General features: G+C 56.9%; 19 protein-coding genes and 1 tRNA gene. 12 read left to right on the forward strand and 8 right to left on the reverse strand.

Features of this window, described 5'->3' with window-relative positions; translation table 11 throughout:
- The first annotated feature begins 21 nt into the window (after positions 1-21).
- Together ispD and ispF are read left to right on the forward strand one after the other, a co-directional pair.
- The gene (gene ispD / locus QEP11_RS17980; protein WP_284338017.1) at positions 22-840 is read left to right on the forward strand and encodes a 2-C-methyl-D-erythritol 4-phosphate cytidylyltransferase; all 819 of its coding nucleotides are present in this window, start codon (positions 22-24) and stop codon (positions 838-840) included.
- Between the two features lie 47 nt (positions 841-887).
- Positions 888-1,373 carry a 2-C-methyl-D-erythritol 2,4-cyclodiphosphate synthase gene (gene ispF, locus QEP11_RS17985; protein WP_284338018.1) on the forward strand — a complete coding sequence of 162 codons (486 nt, stop codon included), beginning with the start codon at positions 888-890 and terminating at the stop codon, positions 1,371-1,373.
- A gap of 107 nt (positions 1,374-1,480) precedes the next feature.
- Here ispF and QEP11_RS17990 read toward each other — a convergent pair whose 3' ends face one another.
- Both QEP11_RS17990 and ompR read right to left on the reverse strand, forming a co-directional pair.
- The gene (locus QEP11_RS17990; RefSeq protein ID WP_284338091.1) at positions 1,481-2,935 is read right to left on the reverse strand and encodes a sensor histidine kinase; all 1,455 of its coding nucleotides are present in this window, start codon (positions 2,933-2,935) and stop codon (positions 1,481-1,483) included.
- Positions 2,936-3,006: 71 nt separating this feature from the next.
- Positions 3,007-3,741, reverse strand: coding sequence for an osmolarity response regulator transcription factor OmpR (ompR, locus tag QEP11_RS17995; protein WP_284338019.1), 735 nt, complete (start codon positions 3,739-3,741; stop codon positions 3,007-3,009).
- A gap of 213 nt (positions 3,742-3,954) precedes the next feature.
- On the opposite strand from ompR, the gene QEP11_RS18000 reads away from it, so the two are divergent.
- On the forward strand, positions 3,955-4,692 hold the full coding sequence (locus QEP11_RS18000) for an SIMPL domain-containing protein (protein ID WP_284338020.1): 738 nt from the start codon (positions 3,955-3,957) through the stop codon (positions 4,690-4,692).
- A 110-nt stretch (positions 4,693-4,802) separates the two neighbouring features.
- On the opposite strand, the gene QEP11_RS18005 is transcribed toward QEP11_RS18000, so the two are convergent.
- Positions 4,803-5,585: a 3-hydroxybutyrate dehydrogenase gene (locus QEP11_RS18005; protein WP_284338021.1), complete on the reverse strand. Its 783-nt coding sequence runs from the start codon at positions 5,583-5,585 to the stop codon at positions 4,803-4,805.
- 73 nt (positions 5,586-5,658) lie between these two features.
- Between QEP11_RS18005 and QEP11_RS18010 the strand changes: the two genes are divergently transcribed.
- The 3 genes from QEP11_RS18010 to QEP11_RS18020 all read left to right on the forward strand — a co-directional run bounded on the left by QEP11_RS18010 (position 5,659) and on the right by QEP11_RS18020 (position 9,044).
- A complete protein-coding gene (locus QEP11_RS18010; protein WP_284338022.1) occupies positions 5,659-6,576 on the forward strand; it encodes an alpha/beta fold hydrolase in 918 nt (305 codons plus the stop codon).
- Between the two features lie 67 nt (positions 6,577-6,643).
- On the forward strand, positions 6,644-8,905 hold the full coding sequence (locus QEP11_RS18015; RefSeq protein WP_284338023.1) for a RelA/SpoT family protein: 2,262 nt from the start codon (positions 6,644-6,646) through the stop codon (positions 8,903-8,905).
- Positions 8,906-8,967: 62 nt separating this feature from the next.
- Positions 8,968-9,044: transfer RNA gene (locus QEP11_RS18020), tRNA-Val, on the forward strand.
- 60 nt (positions 9,045-9,104) lie between these two features.
- Here the strand turns inward: QEP11_RS18020 and QEP11_RS18025 are convergent.
- From QEP11_RS18025 to QEP11_RS18040, 4 genes are all read right to left on the reverse strand, one after another.
- Positions 9,105-10,400, reverse strand: coding sequence for a TRAP transporter large permease (locus tag QEP11_RS18025; protein ID WP_284338024.1), 1,296 nt, complete (start codon positions 10,398-10,400; stop codon positions 9,105-9,107).
- On the reverse strand, positions 10,393-10,899 hold the full coding sequence (locus QEP11_RS18030) for a TRAP transporter small permease (RefSeq protein WP_284338025.1): 507 nt from the start codon (positions 10,897-10,899) through the stop codon (positions 10,393-10,395). Before QEP11_RS18030 ends, QEP11_RS18025 begins: the two co-directional genes overlap by 8 nt.
- Before the next feature lie 113 nt (positions 10,900-11,012).
- Complete coding sequence (locus tag QEP11_RS18035) at positions 11,013-11,996, reverse strand: TRAP transporter substrate-binding protein (RefSeq protein ID WP_284338026.1); 984 nt, start codon at positions 11,994-11,996, stop codon at positions 11,013-11,015.
- A 223-nt stretch (positions 11,997-12,219) separates the two neighbouring features.
- The gene (locus QEP11_RS18040; RefSeq protein ID WP_284338027.1) at positions 12,220-12,897 is read right to left on the reverse strand and encodes a GntR family transcriptional regulator; all 678 of its coding nucleotides are present in this window, start codon (positions 12,895-12,897) and stop codon (positions 12,220-12,222) included.
- Positions 12,898-13,189: 292 nt separating this feature from the next.
- Here QEP11_RS18040 and QEP11_RS18045 point away from each other — a divergent pair, with 292 nt between their 5' ends.
- The 6 genes from QEP11_RS18045 (at position 13,190) to QEP11_RS18070 (ending at position 19,850) form a co-directional block, all read left to right on the forward strand.
- Positions 13,190-13,909 (forward strand): DUF969 domain-containing protein, encoded by a 720-nt coding sequence (locus tag QEP11_RS18045; RefSeq protein WP_284338028.1) that lies wholly within the window; start codon positions 13,190-13,192, stop codon positions 13,907-13,909.
- The gene (locus tag QEP11_RS18050; protein WP_284338029.1) at positions 13,906-14,859 is read left to right on the forward strand and encodes a DUF979 domain-containing protein; all 954 of its coding nucleotides are present in this window, start codon (positions 13,906-13,908) and stop codon (positions 14,857-14,859) included. Before QEP11_RS18045 ends, QEP11_RS18050 begins: the two co-directional genes overlap by 4 nt.
- A gap of 9 nt (positions 14,860-14,868) precedes the next feature.
- Positions 14,869-15,534 carry a pyroglutamyl-peptidase I gene (gene pcp / locus QEP11_RS18055; RefSeq protein WP_284338030.1) on the forward strand — a complete coding sequence of 222 codons (666 nt, stop codon included), beginning with the start codon at positions 14,869-14,871 and terminating at the stop codon, positions 15,532-15,534.
- 133 nt (positions 15,535-15,667) lie between these two features.
- The gene (locus QEP11_RS18060) at positions 15,668-16,432 is read left to right on the forward strand and encodes a LamB/YcsF family protein (protein WP_284338031.1); all 765 of its coding nucleotides are present in this window, start codon (positions 15,668-15,670) and stop codon (positions 16,430-16,432) included.
- A 10-nt stretch (positions 16,433-16,442) separates the two neighbouring features.
- Positions 16,443-18,065: a 5-oxoprolinase subunit B/C family protein gene (locus QEP11_RS18065; protein WP_284338032.1), complete on the forward strand. Its 1,623-nt coding sequence runs from the start codon at positions 16,443-16,445 to the stop codon at positions 18,063-18,065.
- Positions 18,066-18,128: 63 nt separating this feature from the next.
- Positions 18,129-19,850, forward strand: a complete 1,722-nt coding sequence (locus QEP11_RS18070) for an acetyl/propionyl/methylcrotonyl-CoA carboxylase subunit alpha (protein ID WP_413788754.1) — start codon at positions 18,129-18,131, stop codon at positions 19,848-19,850.
- 97 nt (positions 19,851-19,947) lie between these two features.
- Here the strand turns inward: QEP11_RS18070 and QEP11_RS18075 are convergent, their stop codons facing one another.
- The gene (locus QEP11_RS18075) at positions 19,948-20,385 is read right to left on the reverse strand and encodes a diacylglycerol kinase (protein ID WP_284338034.1); all 438 of its coding nucleotides are present in this window, start codon (positions 20,383-20,385) and stop codon (positions 19,948-19,950) included.
- Positions 20,386-20,394 lie beyond the last annotated feature (9 nt).

The following is a 20,394-nucleotide window of genomic DNA, read 5'->3' on the forward strand; positions in this document are numbered from 1 at the left end:
GGGGATTTTAGAATGCCGCACATGACAGACTTGCTTGCTGCTGCAAAAGCGCCTGGTTTACCGCAGGGTCGTTTCTGGGGATTGATTCCGTGCGCCGGTGTCGGCACGCGAGCCATTCCACCCGGGGCACTCACACCGGATTTACCCAAACAGTATCACCCCGTAGCGGGCCAGCCATTGGTGTTGCATACGCTGGCAGCCTTTGCCGGGGTGCAACGTCTGGCCGGGACATTGGTGGCAGTGGCACCCAATGATCGCTTTCTTGATGGATACAGCAGCCCCATGTGGTGGCATGTGCCGTGCGGTGGCGCTACCCGGGCTGATACCGTGATGGGCGGGCTCAAAGTCTTGTTGGCGCGTGGCGCTTCGCAGCACGATTGGGTGCTGGTGCACGATGCAGCCCGGTGTCTGGTCACCAGCGAGCAAATCGAGCTGCTGCTGGCTGAATGCGAAAACGACAGTGTGGGTGGCCTGCTGGCGCACAAATTGCCAGACACATTGAAAACTGCGGTGACAGGCTCTTCTGGAGTGCGTGTGGCAGCCACGGTGGATCGCAGCGACAAATGGCTGGCGCAAACGCCGCAGATGTTTCGTCTCGGAGTGTTGTTGGATGCTTTGTCTCGGATGGGCGCAGCGGCGACCGACGAAGCCAGTGCCATGGAGGCCATGGGGCACCGACCAAAGCTGGTGCCTGGTGGGGCACAAAATTTCAAGGTGACCTATCCAGATGACTTCGCCTTGGCAGAGGCGGTGCTGACGCAGCGCGCAGCAAATGGCACCTTGGCACGTTTTCAGGGTAAGCGCGATAACGCGCAACCCACAGGCAATCCCTTTTTTTAATGAATCACTTGTGACTGCGTGCCTGAAAGGGCCGAGCGGGAAGAACCATGAATTTTCGTATTGGTGAAGGCTGGGATACCCATGCATTGGTAGAAGGGCGCAAGCTCATCATCGGTGGCGTTGAGATCCCGCATGACAAAGGCTTGTTGGGGCATTCGGATGCCGATGTGCTGCTGCACGCCATCACCGATGCCATTTTGGGTGCAGCGGGTCTGGGCGACATTGGACGTCACTTTCCGGATACGGCGGTGGAGTTTAAAGGCGCTGATTCTTTTGTGCTGCTGCAGGAGGCTGCACGGCGAGTACGGGAAAAGGGCTGGGAGTTTGGCAATATCGACAGCACTGTGATTGCACAAAAGCCCAAGCTGGCACCGTACATTCCGGCCATGCAAAAGCGCATTGCCGAGGCTTTGGCAATTGCTGAAGACCAAGTCAATGTGAAAGCCAAGACGGCCGAGAAAATGGGCCCTGTGGGAGAGTTGCTGGCCATGGAGGCCAATGCTGCAGCCCTGATCTACAAGAAAGCGGATTAATCAATCCTGCAGTCAGCGGTTAAGCATAACGGGCAAGGCAGGCAGTGTGACTCATCAAGCCCATAAAAAAGCCTTGCAGCGGATGCATGCAAGGCTTATCTGTGGACTTAAGCTGTACTTGGGGGCTGTTGCCTTTTGACTTGAGGGCGTTGCAAGCGGTGCTGTGGATCCTGTCCATCCGGCACATTGGTGACGCGCTGCAGCTGGATGTTGGAGGCCAGACCACCACCGCTGGCGTTGGTGATGGAGAAAATGCCGCCCATGCGCTGAACGGTTTTGTCCACGATAGACAGTCCCAATCCCGCGCCTGCTGCTGCTGTACGGGCAGAGTCGCCTCGGAAGAAGGGTTGAGTGAGGTTGGCCAATTGCTCGGCAGGCACGCCAGTGCCGTGATCGCGGATGCGCATCAAGACCGAGTTCTCACGAGTTTTGATATTGATGTCGACGTGGGCGGTGTCTGTGTCCACGGTTTTTCCGTAGCGACGGGCGTTCTCCAGCAGATTGGAAATGACGCGCGCTAACTCCACCTCATCGGCCATTACGTAGATGTCATCAGGAATGGACATCGTGATTTGCAGCTCACGGTGATTTTGCACGGCATAGACGCAAGATGCCACCACAGCTTGTAGGTTCACCACAGTGAGTGAAACATGGTCCGGGCGTGCGTAGTCCAGGAATTTGTCAATCGTGGCGTCGAGTTGAACGATGTCCGCAACCATGTGTTCACGTGCAATGTCATCGTTCACACTCATTTCAGTTTCCAGCCGCAAGCGTGCCAACGGCGTGCGCAGGTCGTGCGAGATGCCCGCCAGCATCACAGCGCGCTCTTGCTCCAGCTTGCCGAGTTTCTGAGCCATGCGGTTAAAACCGATATTCACTTCACGAATTTCACTGGTGACCGCTTCCTCGTCGAGATGGCTGGCAGCGAAGTCGCCATCACGCACGCGGTTGGCCGCATAGCTCAACTGTTTGAGAGGGCGATTGATGAGGCGTGCAATAACCGCCGCGCCGGCCAGGGACAGCAGGCCTGCGGTGCACAGCCAAATGATCCAAGTCTGGCTGCTGGCAGTCACATAGCGGGATTTGTCCAGCAATATCCAGTTGGGATCCTCATCGATGGTAAAGCTCACCCACAAACCTTCTTCATCGTTGACGCTGCTTGCCAGGATAGTGTCTTCACCCAGGCGAGAGGTCAGCAACTCCTCCAATCGCTGATTGAGCTGGGTAGGAGGTAGTACTTCGAAAGTGTCGCTAGGTTCGCGAGGCTGAATACGCACGCCCTCTTGGTCGGCCATGGTTTTAATCAGCGAAACACGGGCGATGGAATCGGAGTGCTGCAGCGCAGCGCGGCTCAAATTCACCAGAGAGGCAATTTGCTGGGCAGTTTGAAGTGTGCGTGGCTCAAACTCCAGCGCACGTAATGTCTGCAGCCATGCCAGGATGCTGCCCAGCAGTAACAAGGCAAGCAAGAAAAAGGTGCGCCAAAAAAGATTCAGGCTCACGCCTGAGCGTGCGCCTGAATCGTCAGAAACGCCGGGGGCTTTTGAGCCCCTTGCAAACATGGAAGGGCGGAACATGGAAAAGGGCGCGCAAGGCGCCTTTGTCTTAGGCGAGTTGAATGTGTTGTCCGGATTTAGCTGTTGCCATCGGGCACGAATACATAGCCGACACCCCACACCGTTTGAATGTATCGTGGGGCCGCAGCATCCTCCTCAATCAGTTTGCGCAGGCGAGAAACCTGCACGTCTAAACTGCGGTCGAAAGGCTCAAATTCACGACCACGGGCCAACAAAGCCAGCTTTTCACGCGAAAGTGGCTGGCGCGGGTGACGAACCAAAGCCTTGAGCATGGCGAACTCGCCAGTGGTCAGCGGTAGCTCTTCACCACTCTTTTGCAGCACACGGGTGCCCAGGTCAAACGTGAAGGGCCCAAAGCTTACAACTTCATTGTCGCCAGATGGTGCGCCAGGCGCTTCTGCGGGAGGGCGGCGGCGCAATACAGCGTGGATGCGTGCCAGCAATTCGCGCGGATTAAAGGGCTTGCCCAGGTAGTCATCGGCGCCAACTTCCAGGCCCACGATGCGATCCACATCTTCTCCCTTGGCGGTGAGCATGATGATGGGGGTACGGTCATTGGCCGAGCGCAGACGACGGCAGATAGACAGACCGTCTTCACCGGGCATCATCAAGTCCAGCACGATCAAGTCGACGGTCTCACGCAGCAAAATGCGGTTGAGTGCTTTGCCGTCTTCGGCAATCATCACCTCAAAACCTTCTTGTGTCAGATAGCGGCGCAGCAAATCACGGATACGTGCGTCGTCGTCCACCACAAGGATCTTGTCAGTGCGATTGTTGTTGGTTGTGACCATGGATTCACCCCTTGTCCAATATGTAACAGAGCTAATTCTGACCAGCTTGGCGCAAAAAATTCCCGTTTTAGCTCAGGTTTGACACAGTGTTACATGTCTTTCCAAAAAGAGGGGAACACCTGTCGTTTCTAGGCGGTCTTATCTGACGTTGCAGCGCCAGTGTTTGCGCGCACTTATCTCTTATGCATTTTCACCCCAGAAAGGAATCCCTGTATGCAGTTTCATAAAAAGGAAGCAGTCTTTTTGCGCCATGCCCTGGGTGTATTGCTTCTAACTGCTGGTATCGGGGCAGCCCATGCGCAAAGCTCCGAGATTTTGCGCAATGTGGTCCAGCTTTCAGCGAGCGGAAATGTGCAAGTCAATCAGGACTGGCTGCAAATGAATTTGTCCACGTCGCGTGACGGCAATGATGCAACTGCCGTGCAAAAGCAATTGCAGCAGGTGGTGGATGCCGCCATGCGCAGCTTGAAACCACAAGCCCACGGCAATGAGTTGCAGGTTCGCAGCGGCAGCTTTGGTGTGTATCCGCGCCATGGCAACGACGGCAAGATCAAAGGCTGGCAAGGCCGGGCGGAGATCGTGCTTGAAGGAAAAGACTTTACGCGCATCAGTCAGGCGGCGTCGCAGGTCAACGATATGACTGTCTCGAGCGTGGGCTTTGGCTTGTCCAAGGAGGGGCGTGAAAAAGTACATGCACAAGCGCAAAACCAGGCAATAGATAACTTTAAGCAGCGTGCCGCTTCCTTGGTCAAACAGTTTGGTTTCAGCAATTACACCTTGCGTGAAGTGAGTGTCAGCAGTCAGGATGGTGCATATGAGCCACGTATGCAGCGGGCCAATATGGGTGTTGCGGCGATGTCATCCAAGATGCAGATGTCCGATCCTGTGCCCGTTGAGGCAGGCAAAGAGAACGTCACAGTCAACGTTTCTGGTTCGGTGCAAATGCAATAGCCGTCACTGCATTCGCACGCACCAGGATATGTGCAGGTGCGCGTGGGAAACGCAAGTTAAATGCCTCTGAAATACTCGGAGGCATTTTTAATGCGGGATGCATATACTGATTATTGGGCTGCCCAACCGCCGTCCATATTCCAGGCCACGCCTCGCACATTGTTGGCCGCAGGCGAGCAGAAGAATACAGCCAGCGCACCCAGTTCTTCAGGGGTGGTGAACTGCATGGAGGGCTCTTTTTCCCCCAGCAGTTGCTGGGTGGCAGCCTCGATGGTGAGGTTCTGCTCGGCTGCTTTGGCATCCACCTGCTTTTGCACCAAAGGGGTGAGTACCCAGCCAGGACAGATGGCATTGCAGGTCACGCCACTGGTGGCATTTTCAAGTGCTGTGACCTTGGTCAAGCCCACAATGCCGTGCTTGGCGGCAACATAAGCGGACTTTTGCGCAGAGCCTACCAAGCCGTGTACGGAAGCCACATTGATGATGCGCCCCCAGTTGGCTTTTTGCATGGCTGGCAGTGCAAGCCGTGTCGTATGAAAAGCGCTGGAGAGGTTGATGGCAAGAATGGCATCCCATTTCTCTGTGGGAAAGCTTTCAATGGCTGCGACGTGCTGAATACCAGCATTGTTCACTACGATATCCAGGCGACCGAATCTTTCGGTGCCGAAGGCCATCATGGCTTCAATTTCGGAGGGGTTGCTCATATCGGCGCCGTGGTAGTCCACCACGATGCCTTGGGATTGGCCGGATTGCGCCACCTGCGCTTTGGCGGCTTCTGCATCTCCGAAGCCGTTGAGCAATACGTTGGCGCCTTGAGCGGCCAATGCCTGGGCAATTCCCAGGCCAATTCCGCTGGTGGAACCTGTGACGAGCGCTGTTTTGCCCTTGAGCATCTGGAAGCCTCCGAATAATGAATTACGATGGGATGAAACCCATTATCAAACGGGAAGATGAGGCGGCACAACCATGATTGAACCTACGCTGAACTACGTAAGCTGCCCGGGCATTGCTGCACAAGATGAGGCGGAACACCGCATGGCCTATTGGGAATGGAACCAGACAGGCAACCCTTGGCATCCACATGTCATCGTTTGCGTGCATGGTCTTACCCGGCAGGGGCGGGATTTTGATGTCCTTGCACGTTCGCTGAGCGAGCACGCACGCGTGATTTGTCCAGATGTGGTTGGGCGTGGTCATAGTGACTGGTTGAGCAACCCTGGACATTACGCGGTACTGCAATACACCATGGATATGCTGGCATTGCTGCAGCAGCTCCATGCTGCAGCACCTTTGCAGGTGCTGGACTGGTTGGGAACCAGCATGGGTGGTTTGATCGGTATGGCTGTGGCTGGCAACCCTGCATTGCCGCTGCCTGTTCCTGTGCGAAAACTGCTGCTCAACGATGTGGGGCCGCAGCTGGAGTGGTCTGCTTTGCAGCGTATTGCGGCTTATGTGGGGCAGCCTGCGCACTTTGAGACGCAGCAGGAGGCGGCTGACGCGCTGCGTGCGCTATCTGCTGGCTTTGGTCCGCACAGCGCGCAAGCATGGCTGGAGTTGAGCCGCCCCATGCTGCGCTCGGTTGAAGGAGGTGGGTTTAAGTTGCACTATGACCCGGCCATCGCGCAGCCCATGCGCAACATGACGCGGGAACAGTCTGAACGCAGTGCAGAGCTACTGTGGCAGTTGTATGACGCAATTCGGGCGCAAACCTTGCTTGTTCGTGGGGCGCAATCAGATTTGATTACAGAGAACACAGCGCGGCTCATGCAAACGCGTGGACCTCTTGCACAATGGATAGACCTTGAAGGTGTCGGACATGCCCCCACCTTTGTAGCGCATGACCAGGTGGCCATCGCACGGAATTTTTTGTTGGGTGAAGAATGAAAAAAGAACGCAATACCCCGTCGCATGAGCAGCAAGTGCTTGGCTGGCATCTTTACGGGGAATTCATATGCGCAGCGTGACATCTCTGCCTCCAACAACCGGTGAAGACGGAGCATTGCCTACGGGATTGAAGCCCTCGGGAGCAAACGTCGAAGTACCGCATCTATTGGCTGCCACTGCTGGAAACATTCCAGACCAGCTGGATGCCCTGCGCAGGGCACGGGCTTTTGCCGAGCCTTTGCTCGTTGGCGAAGAGCTGTCATCTGGCGAGAACACCTTGGCCCACGCGGATGCGACAGCAGCCATCTTGCAAGGTATCGGCGGCTCCGAAGCCATGCAGGCCGCTTGCTATCTGGTGTATGCCAGCATGCACCTGAACAAGCCACTTGAAGTGCTTACCAAGGCGTTTGGTCCCAATTTCGCAGAATTGGCCGTGGAAACGACCAAGCTCATGCATTTCCAGCAGCAGGCACGTGGAGGTGATGCCAGTGTGCGGGTGGATGATCCTGCCACCCAAACTGAGACTGTGCGCAAGATGTTGCTGGGCTTCTCGCGCGATGTGCGCGTGGTGCTGCTGCGTCTGGCTTCGCGTTTGCAAACGCTGCGCTGGTATGCCGCCAGCAAGCGGCCTGTTTCTCCCAGCATGGCTTACGAAGCTTTGCATGTGTTTGCCCCTTTGGCGAATCGGCTGGGTATCTGGCAAATCAAGTGGGAGCTGGAAGACCTGTCTTTCCGCTTTCTGGAGCCCGATACCTATCGCACCATTGCCAAGCTGCTGGATGAAAAACGCGCCGAGCGCGAAGTCTACATGGAGCAGCTGCGCTCACGGCTGGAGTCCGGGCTGCGTGCTTACAGCATCAGTGCGACGGTTTCTGGCCGCCCCAAGCATATCTACAGCATCGTCAAGAAGATGCGTGGCAAGTCGCTGAACTTTGACCAGTTGTTCGACATCCGTGCGCTGCGCGTGGTGGTACCCAATGTCAAGGATTGCTATACCGCACTGTCATGGGTGCATGAGAACTTCACGGCCATTGAGTCCGAGTTTGATGACTACATCGCCAAGCCCAAGCCCAATGGCTATCAGTCGTTGCACACAGTCGTGCGGGACGAGCAGGGTAAGGCGATTGAAATCCAGATCCGGACCCAGGCCATGCATGACCATGCTGAAAATGGTGTGGCGGCGCACTGGGCATACAAGGAGGCAGGCACCAAGGGCTATGCCGGAGTCAGTGCCACTGGTGAATACGACGCCAAGATCGCGGTGCTGCGGCAACTGCTGGCCTGGGGCCAGGACTTGTCGGAGAACCCCAACCACCGAGGCTTGTTTGACGACCGTATTTATGTGCTGACGCCCGACGCTGCAGTGATTGAGCTGCCGCAGGGGGCCACGCCAGTGGATTTTGCTTATTCGGTGCATACCAATCTGGGGCACCGCTGCCGTGGCGCGCGCGTGGATGGGAATATGGTGCCCCTGAACACGCCGCTGCAAAGCGGGCAGACGGTAGAGATCACCACAGTCAAAGAAGGCCGTCCATCGCGCGACTGGCTGAACCCGGAGCTGGGCTATCTGGTTAGCAACCGCGCCAAGGCCAAGGTTCGCGCATGGTTCAATGCGCAGGCCATGAACGAAACTGTCACGCGTGGGCGTGAAGCGGTGGAAAAGTTGCTCCAGCGCGAGGGCAAGACGGCCATCAAGCTTGATGATCTGGCGGTTCAACTGGGTTTCAAGTCAGCGGACGCACTGTTTGAAGTGGTGGGCAAGGACGAGTATTCCTTGCGCAACATTGAAGTGGTGCTGCGTCCTGCAGAACCAGCGGAGCCCGAAGAGGACATTCAGTCCATGGTGCGCAAGCCGCGCGCCAACAACGCAGCCCAGAAAGGCGGGGTGCTGGTTGTTGGGGTTGATTCGCTCATGACCCAGTTGGCCAAGTGCTGCAAGCCTGCACCACCCGATGACATCGGTGGCTTTGTGACCCGTGGCAAAGGTGTGAGCGTACACCGTACGGACTGCAGCAATTTCCGGGAAATGGCTGCACGCAATGAAGAGCGTGTGATCGATGTGACCTGGGGCCTTCCCAAGGCGGCCAAGCATACAGCGGTATATCCGGTGGATGTTTCGGTGGAAGCGACCGACCGCCAAGGCTTGCTGCGCGACATTTCAGACGTTTTTGCCAAAGAGAAGACCAATGTGATTGGTGTGCAAACTCAATCGGTGAAAGGTACGGCCTGGATGACATTTACTGTGGAAGTCTCTGACTCAGGGCGTTTGAACAAGGTGCTGGGCATTGTGGCTGGCATCGCGGGGGTACGCTCTGCACGCCGACGCTGATTTTTTGGCAGATTGAAATCTGCCTGAAAATTGATGCTACAATCGATGCTTCTGATAAATTCAGGCGCGTAGCTCAGTTGGTTAGAGCACCACCTTGACATGGTGGGGGTCGTTGGTTCGAATCCAATCGCGCCTACCAAATAACAAAAGCCCAGTTCATAGAACTGGGCTTTTTTGTTTTGGCGCTGCTTTTACGCTTTTACATATTGGCAGGTAGCGCAGTCACTATTTCTGGAAAGAACCACAGAATGACCAGTGCCAGCACCATGAGTAAAAAGTATGGGGCGCAGACCTTGGCGATATAGGTGATCTGCTTGCCCGTCATGCTTTGCAGCACAAACAGGTTGAAGCCTACGGGTGGAGTGATTTGCGCCGTTTCCACGGTGATCACCAGAAAGATGCCAAACCATAGGGGATCGATGCCTGCCGCCTGAATGATGGGCAGCACCACACTCATGGTCAGCACAATGGTGGAGATGCCATCCAGGAAGCAACCAATCAGAACGTAGAAGATTCCCAGTACCACGATCAGCATCGCAGGCGAGAGGCTGAGGCTGCCTACATACTCGGCCAATTGACGCGGCAGTCCGATGTAGCCCATCGACAGTGTCATGAATGCCGCGCCAGCCAGGATCAGTGCAATCATGCAGTACAGGCGTGTGGCGCCAAACAGCGAAGCTTTGAAACTGTCCCAAGTCAGTGCTTTCTGGCTGGCTGAAAGTACCAGGGCCCCGACAACCCCGATAGCGGCAGCTTCTGTTGCCGTGGCAATACCGCTGTAGATGCTGGCTACCACGCTGGCAATGAGTATGACCACAGGAATCAGGTGGCGAGCCTCGCGCAGCTTCTGCATGAACGTCAGGTTGTTGTCGGCTTTGGGGACTTTTTCTGGATTGAGCAATGCCCACACCATGATCCAGCCGCTGAACAGGGTCGCCAGCAGCAATCCCGGGAGCACTCCCGCCATAAAGAGCTTGGAGATGGAAAGCTCAGCCGAGACGCCGTACACAATCAAGATGATGGAAGGTGGAATCAGCAGGCCAAGTGTGGCGGGGCCACCGAGAGAGCCGATGATCTGTGCCTCGGTATAGCCGCGCTTTTTCAGCTCGGGAATATTGATCTTGCCGACGGTGGCGCAGGTGGCAGCTGAGGAGCCTGATACAGAGGCAAAGATGGTGCAGCCAATCACGTTGGTGTGCAGCAGGCGTCCGGGCAGGGCGTTCACCCAGGGTGCAAGGCCCCGGAACATGCTCTCCGAGAGGTTGGTGCGGTAGAGAATTTCACCCATCCACACGAACAGGGGCAGGGCTGTCAGTGTCCAGCTGCTGGCCGAACCCCAGATGGTCATTGCCATGGCGTCACCGGCAGCGCGTGGCGTCAGGAACTCCATGCCAAACCAGGCAACGCCCGCCAGTGTCAGGCCTACCCACACGCTGCCACCCAGCAGCAGCAAGAGCACCACAATCAGTGCAACGCTGGCAAGAATCTCATTCATGGTGGGCATCCTCCTGAATGCGAGGTTTGCGCTGGCCAAGCATTTCCAAAACCAGTTCATCAACGAATGCGATGAGGAAAATCACGGTGCCTGTGGCCATCAGTAGCTGTGGAATCCATAGCGGTGTTGCATCCATGCCCATGGATATGTCTTCAATCTCCCAGGATTGCCAGACCAGGCGACAGGAATAGAACGCCAAAAATCCAGCCAGTACCGTTGCAATGCTGAGTGCAGCGAGCTCCAGGGTTTTCTGCGCTTTTCCTTTGAGCGCTCCCAGCAATAGGGTGACGCGGATGTGCTCGCCGTGTTTCAGCGTGGTGGCCAGAGCCATGAAGCCTGCACCTGCCATGGCATAGCCAGCATATGCATCGGTGCCAGGTGCAGAAAAACCAAGCAAGCGGCTGAAAATGGTGAGCAGCACCATGAGCAACACACCAATCATGGACAGACCGGCCAGCCAGGCGCTGGCCCCATACAGACCATTGAGTAATTTACGCATCGCTATCGTCCTTCATGCGCTGTCTAGGGGGGGCATGCTGATGCCAAGAAAACAAAATGCCCCTGGGTTTTGCGGTGTGCAGCTCCCAAGGGCATATCAAGGCGGCGTTGTGATTACTTGGAAGCCTTGAATGTTTCCAGCACCTTCTTGCCATCGGCACCAGCCTTGTCCAGCCATTCCTTGATGACGGTTTCTCCCACTTTGGCTAGGTCGGCCTTCAGTTGCGGGGATGGTTCTTCCACGCTCATGCCGCCAGCCTTGAGAGCTGCGATGGAGCGGGCATCCACTTCGCGCGACTCTTTCCAGCCTCGTTCCTCGGCAGCCGTCGCGGCCTTGAGCACAGCCTCCTGTTCAGCTGCGCTCAGCGCATTGAAGGCTTTCTTGTTCACGGTCACGGCGTTCTTGGGAATCCAGGCCTGCACGTTGTAGTAGTACTTCAGGTTCTCAAACAGCTTGTTGTCTGCACCTGTCGCGCTGGAGGTAATCAGGCCTTCAATGACACCTGTGGCCAGGGCCTGGGACAATTCTGCCTCCTGAATAGTGGCAGGTTGGGCGCCAATCAGCTCACCAATGCGCGCAGTGGTGGGCGAGTACACGCGCCACTTCATGCCCTTGAGGTCAGCTGACGAATTCACCGGTTTTTTGGTGTAGATACCCTGTGGTGGCCATGCCACCGAATACAGGAGCACCTGGCCTTGCTTGTCCAGCAGCTTTTGCAGCTCCGGTTTTTGGGCTTGGTAGAGCTTGTAGGCTTCGTCGTAGTTGCTGGCCAGGAAAGGGAGACCATCCACGCCAAAGAGCTGCGACTCATTCTGGAAGCTCACCAAAAAGAACTCCCCCATCTGCGCATTGCCAGTTTGCACCGCACGCTTGATCTCGGGCATTTTGAACAGGGACGCGCCAAAGTGTGGCGTGATCTTGAGTTTGCCCTGCGTGGCTGCATCCACGTCCTTAACGAATTGTTCGTTGTTTTTGGAGTGAAAATTGTGCGCACCATAGGCGGTCGCAAAGTCCCATTTTGTTTGGGCGGCAGCAGTGCCCGCAAAGCCGATACAGGCCACAAGAGTGGCAGTGGCGCAAAAGATTCGACGTTTCATGTTGACTCCTGAGTGAGAGAGGCAAGCAACTTGCAGGGCAAGCCCTAGCGTGTGATGGCTAAGGAGGTCAAAACTACCACCCGAGTCTCGGACTCGTAACTAGGGATTTCAACAATAGGTCTTTTTTGTAGGCTCTTAAAGCTTGTTGGTGTGAGTTGTTGGGGGTTAATCGTTCAACGTTTGATTGCCAATTGTGGGGCTTAAAGTTTCTCCACAATTCCCGCTAGATGCTTTTGTTGCCTGTTTCGGCCAGCTTGCGCGCGTAAGCAGCCAGGATGATGCGTTCGGAGTGCACCAGATAATCGTGCAGTTCCCTGGCAGCATCGGCTGGTTTGCCGCTCTCAAAGCTTTGCAGGATGTGCTGGTTCATCTCCACATAGGGAGCATGCAGAAAATGCGGGTCGCGCAGCAGGCCAAAGGCCAGACGCAGTTCGGCCAGCAGATGCGAAAACATTTCATTGAGACGCTCGCTGTCGGCCAGGGCCACGATGGCCTTGTGAAATGCCATGTTGGCCGTTCCAACCTCAGGCCAGTTTTCCGTGGCGCTATGACGCTGGGCGTCGGCCACTGCGTCGTGCATGAGAGCACGGGCCGGGTGCATGGGGTAGGCCTGGGCCAGCGCCTGACACTCGATCATGCGGCGCACGCGATAGATGTCGATGATGGATGCCATGCTGGGCACGGCCACAGACACGCCCTTGTTAGGCTCGTGCACCAGCAGCCCTTCTTTGGTCAGAACACGGAACACCTCGCGCAAGGTGTTACGTGAGATATCCAATGTTTCGCTGAGCGCTGCTTCGGACAGACGCTGGCCGGGCGCAAATTCACCGTTAACCAGCTTGTTGCGCATCACGTCAGCAATCCGCTCGGTCAGGTTCTGGTTGTCTGTCGCGGTTTTCATAAGCCTCCATCAGTTATTGCCTTCCAGTGTAGCGATTGCACTGTTGAGTCTGATTCCCTGAAGAAATATTCAAAACCTAGGGTTTGTTCTATGTAACTGTATGGATTGATCTTCTGAAAATGCAAATCGTGCAGTCATTAAACATTGATTGTTCAACAATAAAAGACGAAAGCGCTGCCAAAAGCTCGATAAGTGCGCTTCCAGTCAAAAGAGCAGACAGAGTGCTGCCTGTCGGTGGCCTCTGTCAGCTTCGTTCCTGCTGAAAGTGTGGAGTCTGTTTCCGGAGGGAAAAATGCCTGTCGATATCAATCTGTGGCCGCTGATTGGCGTGCTCATCATCATTGCCGGCTTTGCGCTGCGCTTTAACCCCATGCTGGTCGTGATCGTCACGGCCATAGGTACGGCACTGGCCGCAGGCTTTCCCCTGGATAAGGTGCTGGCCACGATTGGTGCAGGTTTTGTCAAGACGCGCAATCTGCCGCTGATCATTCTGCTGCCGCTGGCAGTGATCGGTCTGCTTGAGCGCCATGGGCTGCGTCAGCATGCGCAGAACTGGATCAGCTCCATCAAATCGGCTACTGCAGGCCGCCTGCTCATCGTCTATCTGGCAGCGCGTCAACTGACAGCAGCCATTGGCCTGACGAGTCTGGGCGGTCACCCGCAAATGGTTCGCCCGCTGCTGGCCCCCATGGCCGAGGGCGCCACAGAATCGCGTTACGGCAAATTGCCAGCGAAGGTCCGAGACAAGCTGCGCGCCTTTTCTGCCGCCACCGATAACGTGGGGCTGTTCTTTGGTGAAGACATCTTTGTGGCCTTTGGTGCCATCGTGCTGATGACCACCTTCCTCAGGGAGGCAGGCATTGATGTTGAGCCTATTCATGTGGCGTTGTGGGGCATTCCAACAGCTATCTGTGCCTTTGTGATCCATGCTTTGCGCTTGCATCGTCTGGACAAGACGCTGGCACGTGAGATTGCTGAAGAAAACAACAATAACAAGGGAGAGCAGGCATGATCATCTCCATCCAGTATCTGTACTACCTCGTTGGCATCATCCTTGCGATCACAGCCGTCATGACGCTGCGTGATGCCAGCAATCCTCGCCGCTACTCTGCCGGTATCTTCTGGGCACTGTACGCCGTGGTGTTTCTGATCGGCGATATGCTGCCGCCTGTGTGGATGGGCGTGATTGCTGTGCTGATGGCGCTGATTGCCGGCTTTGGAGGTGTGTTGGGCGGCAAGCATGCGCCTCGCACCGATGCGCAGTACATGGATAGCGCAAAGCGCCTGGGCAACAAGCTTTTCATTCCCGCGTTGGCGATTCCTCTGATTACCATGGTGGGCACGCTGTCTGCGAAGTATCTGGTGGTGGGTGATGTGGCGCTCATCGACCCTAAAAACTCCACCCTGGTCAGCCTGGGCATTGGCTGCGTGATTGCACTGGGTCTTGCTTGCACGCTCACGCGTGAAACACCCATGCAGGGACTGCGAGAGTCACACCGTCTTATCGATGCCTTGGGATGGGCGCTGGTGTTACCGCAGATGCTCGGCATGCTGGGCCTGGTGTTCTCCGATGCCGGTGTGGGTAAGGCCGTGGCCTATATCAGCACCACCTATATCAACATGGATGTGCGCTTTGTTGCCGTCGCTGTGTATGTGATTGGCATGGCATTGTTCACCATCATCATGGGTAATGGCTTTGCAGCCTTTCCAGTGATGACCGGCGGTGTTGGTGTGCCAGTGCTGATTGGTGTCTATCACGGAGATCCTGCAGTGATGGCTGCAGTAGGCATGCTGTCGGGTTATTGTGGAACGCTGCTCACGCCCATGGCGGCCAACTTCAACCTGGTACCAGCAGCACTGCTGGAAATTGACAAAAATGCCGTGATACGTGCACAGGTTCCCACAGCGATCGCACTGCTGATTGCGAATGTGTTCCTGCTCAATTTCCTGATGTTCCGTTGAGCCTTAGTTATGAAGACTGCTGATATCCCTTGCATTCTGTTGACCGGTTTTGAGCCTTTTGACAAGGACACGGTGAACCCTTCCTGGGAGATTGCCCGTTCCCTGCATGGAGGGGAGATCGCCGGTGCCCGCGTTCATGCTGTTCAGTTACCTTGTGTGTTTGGCGAGGCGATGCGGGTATTGAATGAGGCTCTGGCCAGTCAGCAGCCCTGTCTGGTCATCAGCCTGGGTCTGGCGGGAGGTCGCAGCGAGATAACTCCAGAGCGCGTGGCTATCAATATGGATGATGCTCGTATCCCGGATAACGCAGGCCGGCAACCCGTGGATACGCCCGTGGTGGACAAGGCTCCTGCTGCTTATTTTTCTACCTTGCCAATCAAGGCCATGGTGCGCAATTTGCGTAACGCAGGTTTTCCTGCTGCGGTGTCCAACACCGCTGGCACTTTTGTCTGCAACCATGTCTTTTATGCATTGATGCACCGGCTGGCTCGGCGCGCAGCGCCCGGCGTGCGTGGGGGATTTATCCATGTTCCCGCATTGCCCGAGCAGGCTGCGCAGAACCCAGGCATGGCCAGCATGGCGCTGAAGACTCAGATCGACGGTATTCGTGAGGCCATTTACACGGCCATGACAGTTCAGCAAGACTTGCAAGAAAACGCAGGCCAGCTGCATTGAGTCAGTTGCACTGAAAGGTGTACTTCCTGACCCGGTATGCGGCACCCGTGGCCTGGAATTTTCCAGGTGTATGCAAGAGCACCAAGGCCCAAAAATAGACCACTGATTGGCACCCTGTGCAAGGAGAGACACGATGAAGATGGATTTGAACAGCGATCTGGGCGAGAGCTTTGGCGCATGGAGCATGGGTGACGATGCAGCCATGCTCGATATCGTCAGCAGCGCCAATGTGGCCTGTGGTTATCACGCGGGCGATGCTGCCGGCATTCTGGCCACGCTCAAAGCTGCCAAGGCGCGCAATGTGGTGGTCGGTGCCCATGTGGCATATCCAGACCTGGTCGGGTTTGGCCGTCGCAATATGGACCCCAGCAGCGCAGAGCTGGTTGGTGATGTGATCTACCAGATCGGTGCATTACAGGGCTTGGCCAAAGCCGCAGGCACACAAGTGCGTTATGTGAAACCGCATGGCGCGCTGTACAACACGATTGCGCACGATGCGCGGCAGGCTGCAGATGTGATCACCGCCATGCAGGCGATTGATCCAGAACTGACCTTGATGGCCTTGGCGGGAGCGCCTTTGATCGCATGGGCACGCGAGCGTGGCTTGCGCGTAGTGGCAGAGGCATTTGCAGACCGTGCATATAACGATGATGGCTCTTTGGTGTCCCGCCGCTTACCGGGCTCGGTATTGCACGATGCGGATGTCATTGCCGAGCGCATGTTGCGACTGGTGGAAACGGGTGAAATCGAAACCATCACGGGTAAACGTATCGCCTTGCAGGCTGACTCGATCTGCGTGCATGGCGACAGCCCCGGCGCGGTGGAGATGGCACGTTGTATTCGTGCACGCCTGGAACAAGCGGGCGTGAGTTTGCAGCCCTTTGTGGCAATGAATTGAAGGGCTAGGCATGCGTTTTTTGCCCGCAAGCGACAAGGCATTGCTGCTGGAGCTGGATGATTTGGCGCAGACCATGGCCTTGTACCGCCACATGTCTGCACAGCAGTTACCGGGTGTGAGCGAGCTGGTGCCCGCAGCGCGAACCCTGCTCGTGCACTACGAGCCCCATGTGATCAGCACAGCCAGTCTGGTGGCGCTGCTGCGAACGCAGGCTGCAGAGTCTGAGCTGCAGCAAGGTGCGCAGCAGTCCCTGGGGCGCTTGGTGGAAATCCCGGTGCACTACAACGGCGAGGACTTGCCTGATGTGGCCGAACTGCTCGGCATCACGGTTGCACAAGTGATTGAACGGCATACCGCGCAGCCTTACGATGCGGCGTTTGCAGGATTTGCTCCGGGCTTTGTGTACCTGTCAGGTGGGGCCAATTTTCACGTGCCGCGCCGCCAGTCACCGCGCACCAAAGTGCCTGCTGGTTCCGTGGCTCTGGGCGGCAATTTCAGTGCCGTATACCCCAGTGCCAGCCCGGGTGGGTGGCAGTTGCTGGGAACGACTGAAGTGCCCATGTGGGATTTGCAGCGTGCGGAGCCCGCCTTGGTGCAGCCAGGCTTTAGGGTGCAGTTTGTGGACGCTGCGCGCCATGCCGTGCAGGTGCTTTTGCCAGCGAAAGCTTCAACCCAAGAACAATCGCAAACAACAACAGCAGCGTCGCAGTCACCTGCATCCACCAGCATCTCTTTTTTGTCGGTAGGCCTGCAGACGCTGGTGCAAGACGAAGGCCGCAAGGGTATGGCAGGGCTGGGCATTTCATCGTCGGGCGCGCTCGATGTGGCGGCCATGCATGAGGCCAATCGGGTGGTGGGTAATCCGCCAGACACATCCGTGCTGGAGAACGTGCTTGGTCTGCTACGTATGCGCAGCCATGGCGCTACCACGGTTGCGGTGACAGGTGCTCAAGCCACGCTATCGCTCCACAGTGCAAACGGTGCCGTGTGGGATGTGGCGACGCATGTGCCCATTGCATTGAATGATGGCGATGTGTTGCAACTGCATGCACCCACTGCAGGTGCGCGCAGCTACATCGCCGTGCGAGGTGGCTGGGAAGTACAGCCCGTACTGGGCAGCACGTCCACCGACACGCTGGCGCAGGTGGGTCCGCAGCCGCTGCAATCTGGTCAGCGGATTGCGGTGGGTGCAGCGGTGGCAGCCACACAGTTAGGGGCAGTGGTGCTGGACAGTCAGCCCCGTGCCAATTTACCGCGTGCCGGTGAGTTGGTGGAGCTGGATGTGGTTCTGGGGCCGCGCACAGATTGGTTTACGCCGGCAGCGCTGGAGAGCTTTGTCACGCAGGAATGGCTGGTAACGCCGCAAAGCAATCGCGTGGGAGTGCGACTGGAAGGCACCAAGCCTTTAGAGCGTGCGCGTCGCGATGAGCTGCCCAGTGAAGGGACCGTGGCCGGGGCCATTCAAGTGCCTATCAATGGCCAACCCGTTCTGTTTTTGGCAGACCACCCTTTGACTGGAGGCTACCCCGTGGTGGCTGCCGTAGCTGGCTACCACTTGGGGCTGGCGGCACAGATACCGGTGGGTTGCCGCATTCGCTTTAACGTGATGGCACCGTTTGTTGAGCAGCGTTGAGTCACAAGCTCAACACCGTGCAAGGCCCTCAATGCTGAGAGCCAAAAAGAAGGAAGAAAGATGATTCGCAAGGTACTGATTGCCAACCGGGGAGAAATTGCTGTACGCATTGCGCGTGCCTGTAAGGACTATGGCGTGGCCTCCGTCGCCGTGTATGCCGACCCTGATGCCGATGCCTTGCATGTACGCGTGGCCGACGAGGCCTGGGCCTTGCACGGTGTGCGCCCGGCCGAGACCTATCTGGATATGGACAAACTGCTGGACATTGCACGCAAGGCAGGGGCTGATGCCGTGCATCCGGGGTATGGTTTTTTGTCTGAGCGTGCCGAATTTGCGCAGGCAGTGATCGATGCTGGGCTGGTTTGGGTTGGCCCCCGTCCAGAAACCATCCAGGCCCTGGGTGACAAGGTGGCAGCGCGCAAGATTGCGCTGCAAGCAGGAGCGCCTTTGGTGGCTGGCACAGCAGAGCCCGTGCAAAGCGCAGATGAGGTCGTTGCATTTGCCAAACAGCATGGCTTGCCAGTAGCGATCAAGGCTGCGTTTGGCGGTGGTGGGCGAGGCCTGAAGGTGGCCTGGAAAATGGAAGAGGTGGCCGAGCTGTATGACTCGGCGGTGCGCGAAGCCACGGCAGCATTTGGCCGTGGTGAGTGTTTTCTGGAGCAGTTCCTGGATCGTCCGCGGCATATCGAGGCACAGGTGCTGGCAGACCAGCACGGCCAAGTTGTCGTTGTGGGAACCCGTGACTGCTCCTTGCAGCGGCGCAACCAGAAGCTGGTGGAAGAGGCGCCAGCCCCGTTTTTGAGTGATGCACAGCGCCAGAGCATTCATGATGCTGCGCATGCCATCTGTGCCGCCGCGGGTTATGTGAGTGCGGGGACGGTGGAATTTCTGCTCAGCCGCAGTGGTCAGATTTCTTTCCTGGAGGTCAATACGCGGCTGCAGGTGGAGCACCCGGTGACCGAAGAGACCGCAGGCGTGGATCTGGTGCTGGAGCAATTGCGCATTGCAGACGGTTTGCCGCTGTCTTTCACTGAAACGCCTGTCCCCCGTGGTCACAGCATTGAGTTTCGCATCAATGCAGAGGACCCGGGACGCGGCTATTTGCCGACGCCAGGCCACATCCAGCGCTTTGATATGCCCAGCGGTCCTGGTGTACGTGTAGATACCGGCGTCGTGGCAGGTAGCACCATCCCAGGCAGCTATGACTCCATGATGGCCAAGCTTATCGTCACTGGTGCCAGCCGTGAGCAGGCGCTGGCGCGTGCTCAGCGTGCCTTGGCAGAGTTTGAGGTTGAAGGTGTGGCCTCTGTTCTGCCCTTCCATCGTGCGGTGGTGCGTGATGCAGCGTTCACAGCCGAGCAGGGCTTTCAAGTGCACACCCGCTGGATCGAAACAGAAATGCAGCAAAGCTGGTTGCCCACACAGCGGCCTGATGAGCCAGCCGCAGTGCAGCTGCAGCGCAGCTACATTGAAATTGATGGCAAGCGCGTGCGTCTGGGGTTACCCACTGCCTTGTGGCAAGGCATGTCTGCAATGAATGCTTCTCCAGCGTCAGAGGTTCGAGAAGCAGCACAAAGCGGTGATGTACTGGCCCCCATGGCAGGCAGCCTGATTGCATGGAAAGTTGCCACGGGAGACACTGTGCATGAAGGCGATGTGGTGGCAGTGATGGAATCCATGAAGATGGAAATGCCCATTACGGCGCAGCATGGCGGGCGCATGGAGTGTGTGCTTGAAACAGGGGCCATGCTGCAAGCCGGTCAGGTGATTGGCCGCATTGTTTAGCGGCTCTCAAGACTTGCCATCACGCATTCTGGGTACGCTCTTGCTACGCCTTGCCTTTCACGATCAGACTTGAATCGGCAAGGAGCGGCAACGGGGCTTAGTTCCAGCGAGCCAACAAGGCTGCACTCCAGGTCCCGGCGCACAGCAGCAATGCCAGAAAGACCGCCGCGCTGCCGAAATCCTTGGCCTTTTTGGATAAGGGGTGGCGCTCCAGGCCTACGCGATCAATGGCCGCTTCTATGCCCGAGTTGAGCAACTCCACAATCAAGATCAGCACCACGGTGGCCATGAGTGCAAATACTTCAAGCCATGTGTTTCCGAGCCAGTAGGCTGTAGGTAGCAAGACTGCGGCCAGGCAAACCTCTTGTCGGAAGGCTTTCTCGTACCAGGCTGCTTGCAGGCCTTGCAGCGAATAGGTGGTGGCGTGCCACAGGCGGGAAAGACCGGTGCGATGCTTTTGCGGATTGACGTCCCTGTCTGCAGCTTGCTGCGTCGGGGACGTGTTCGAAGGTGTGCGGGGATCGGTGGAACTCATGGAATCGGA

Source organism: Comamonas halotolerans, assembly GCF_030162935.1.
Lineage (GTDB): Bacteria > Pseudomonadota > Gammaproteobacteria > Burkholderiales > Burkholderiaceae_C > Comamonas > Comamonas halotolerans.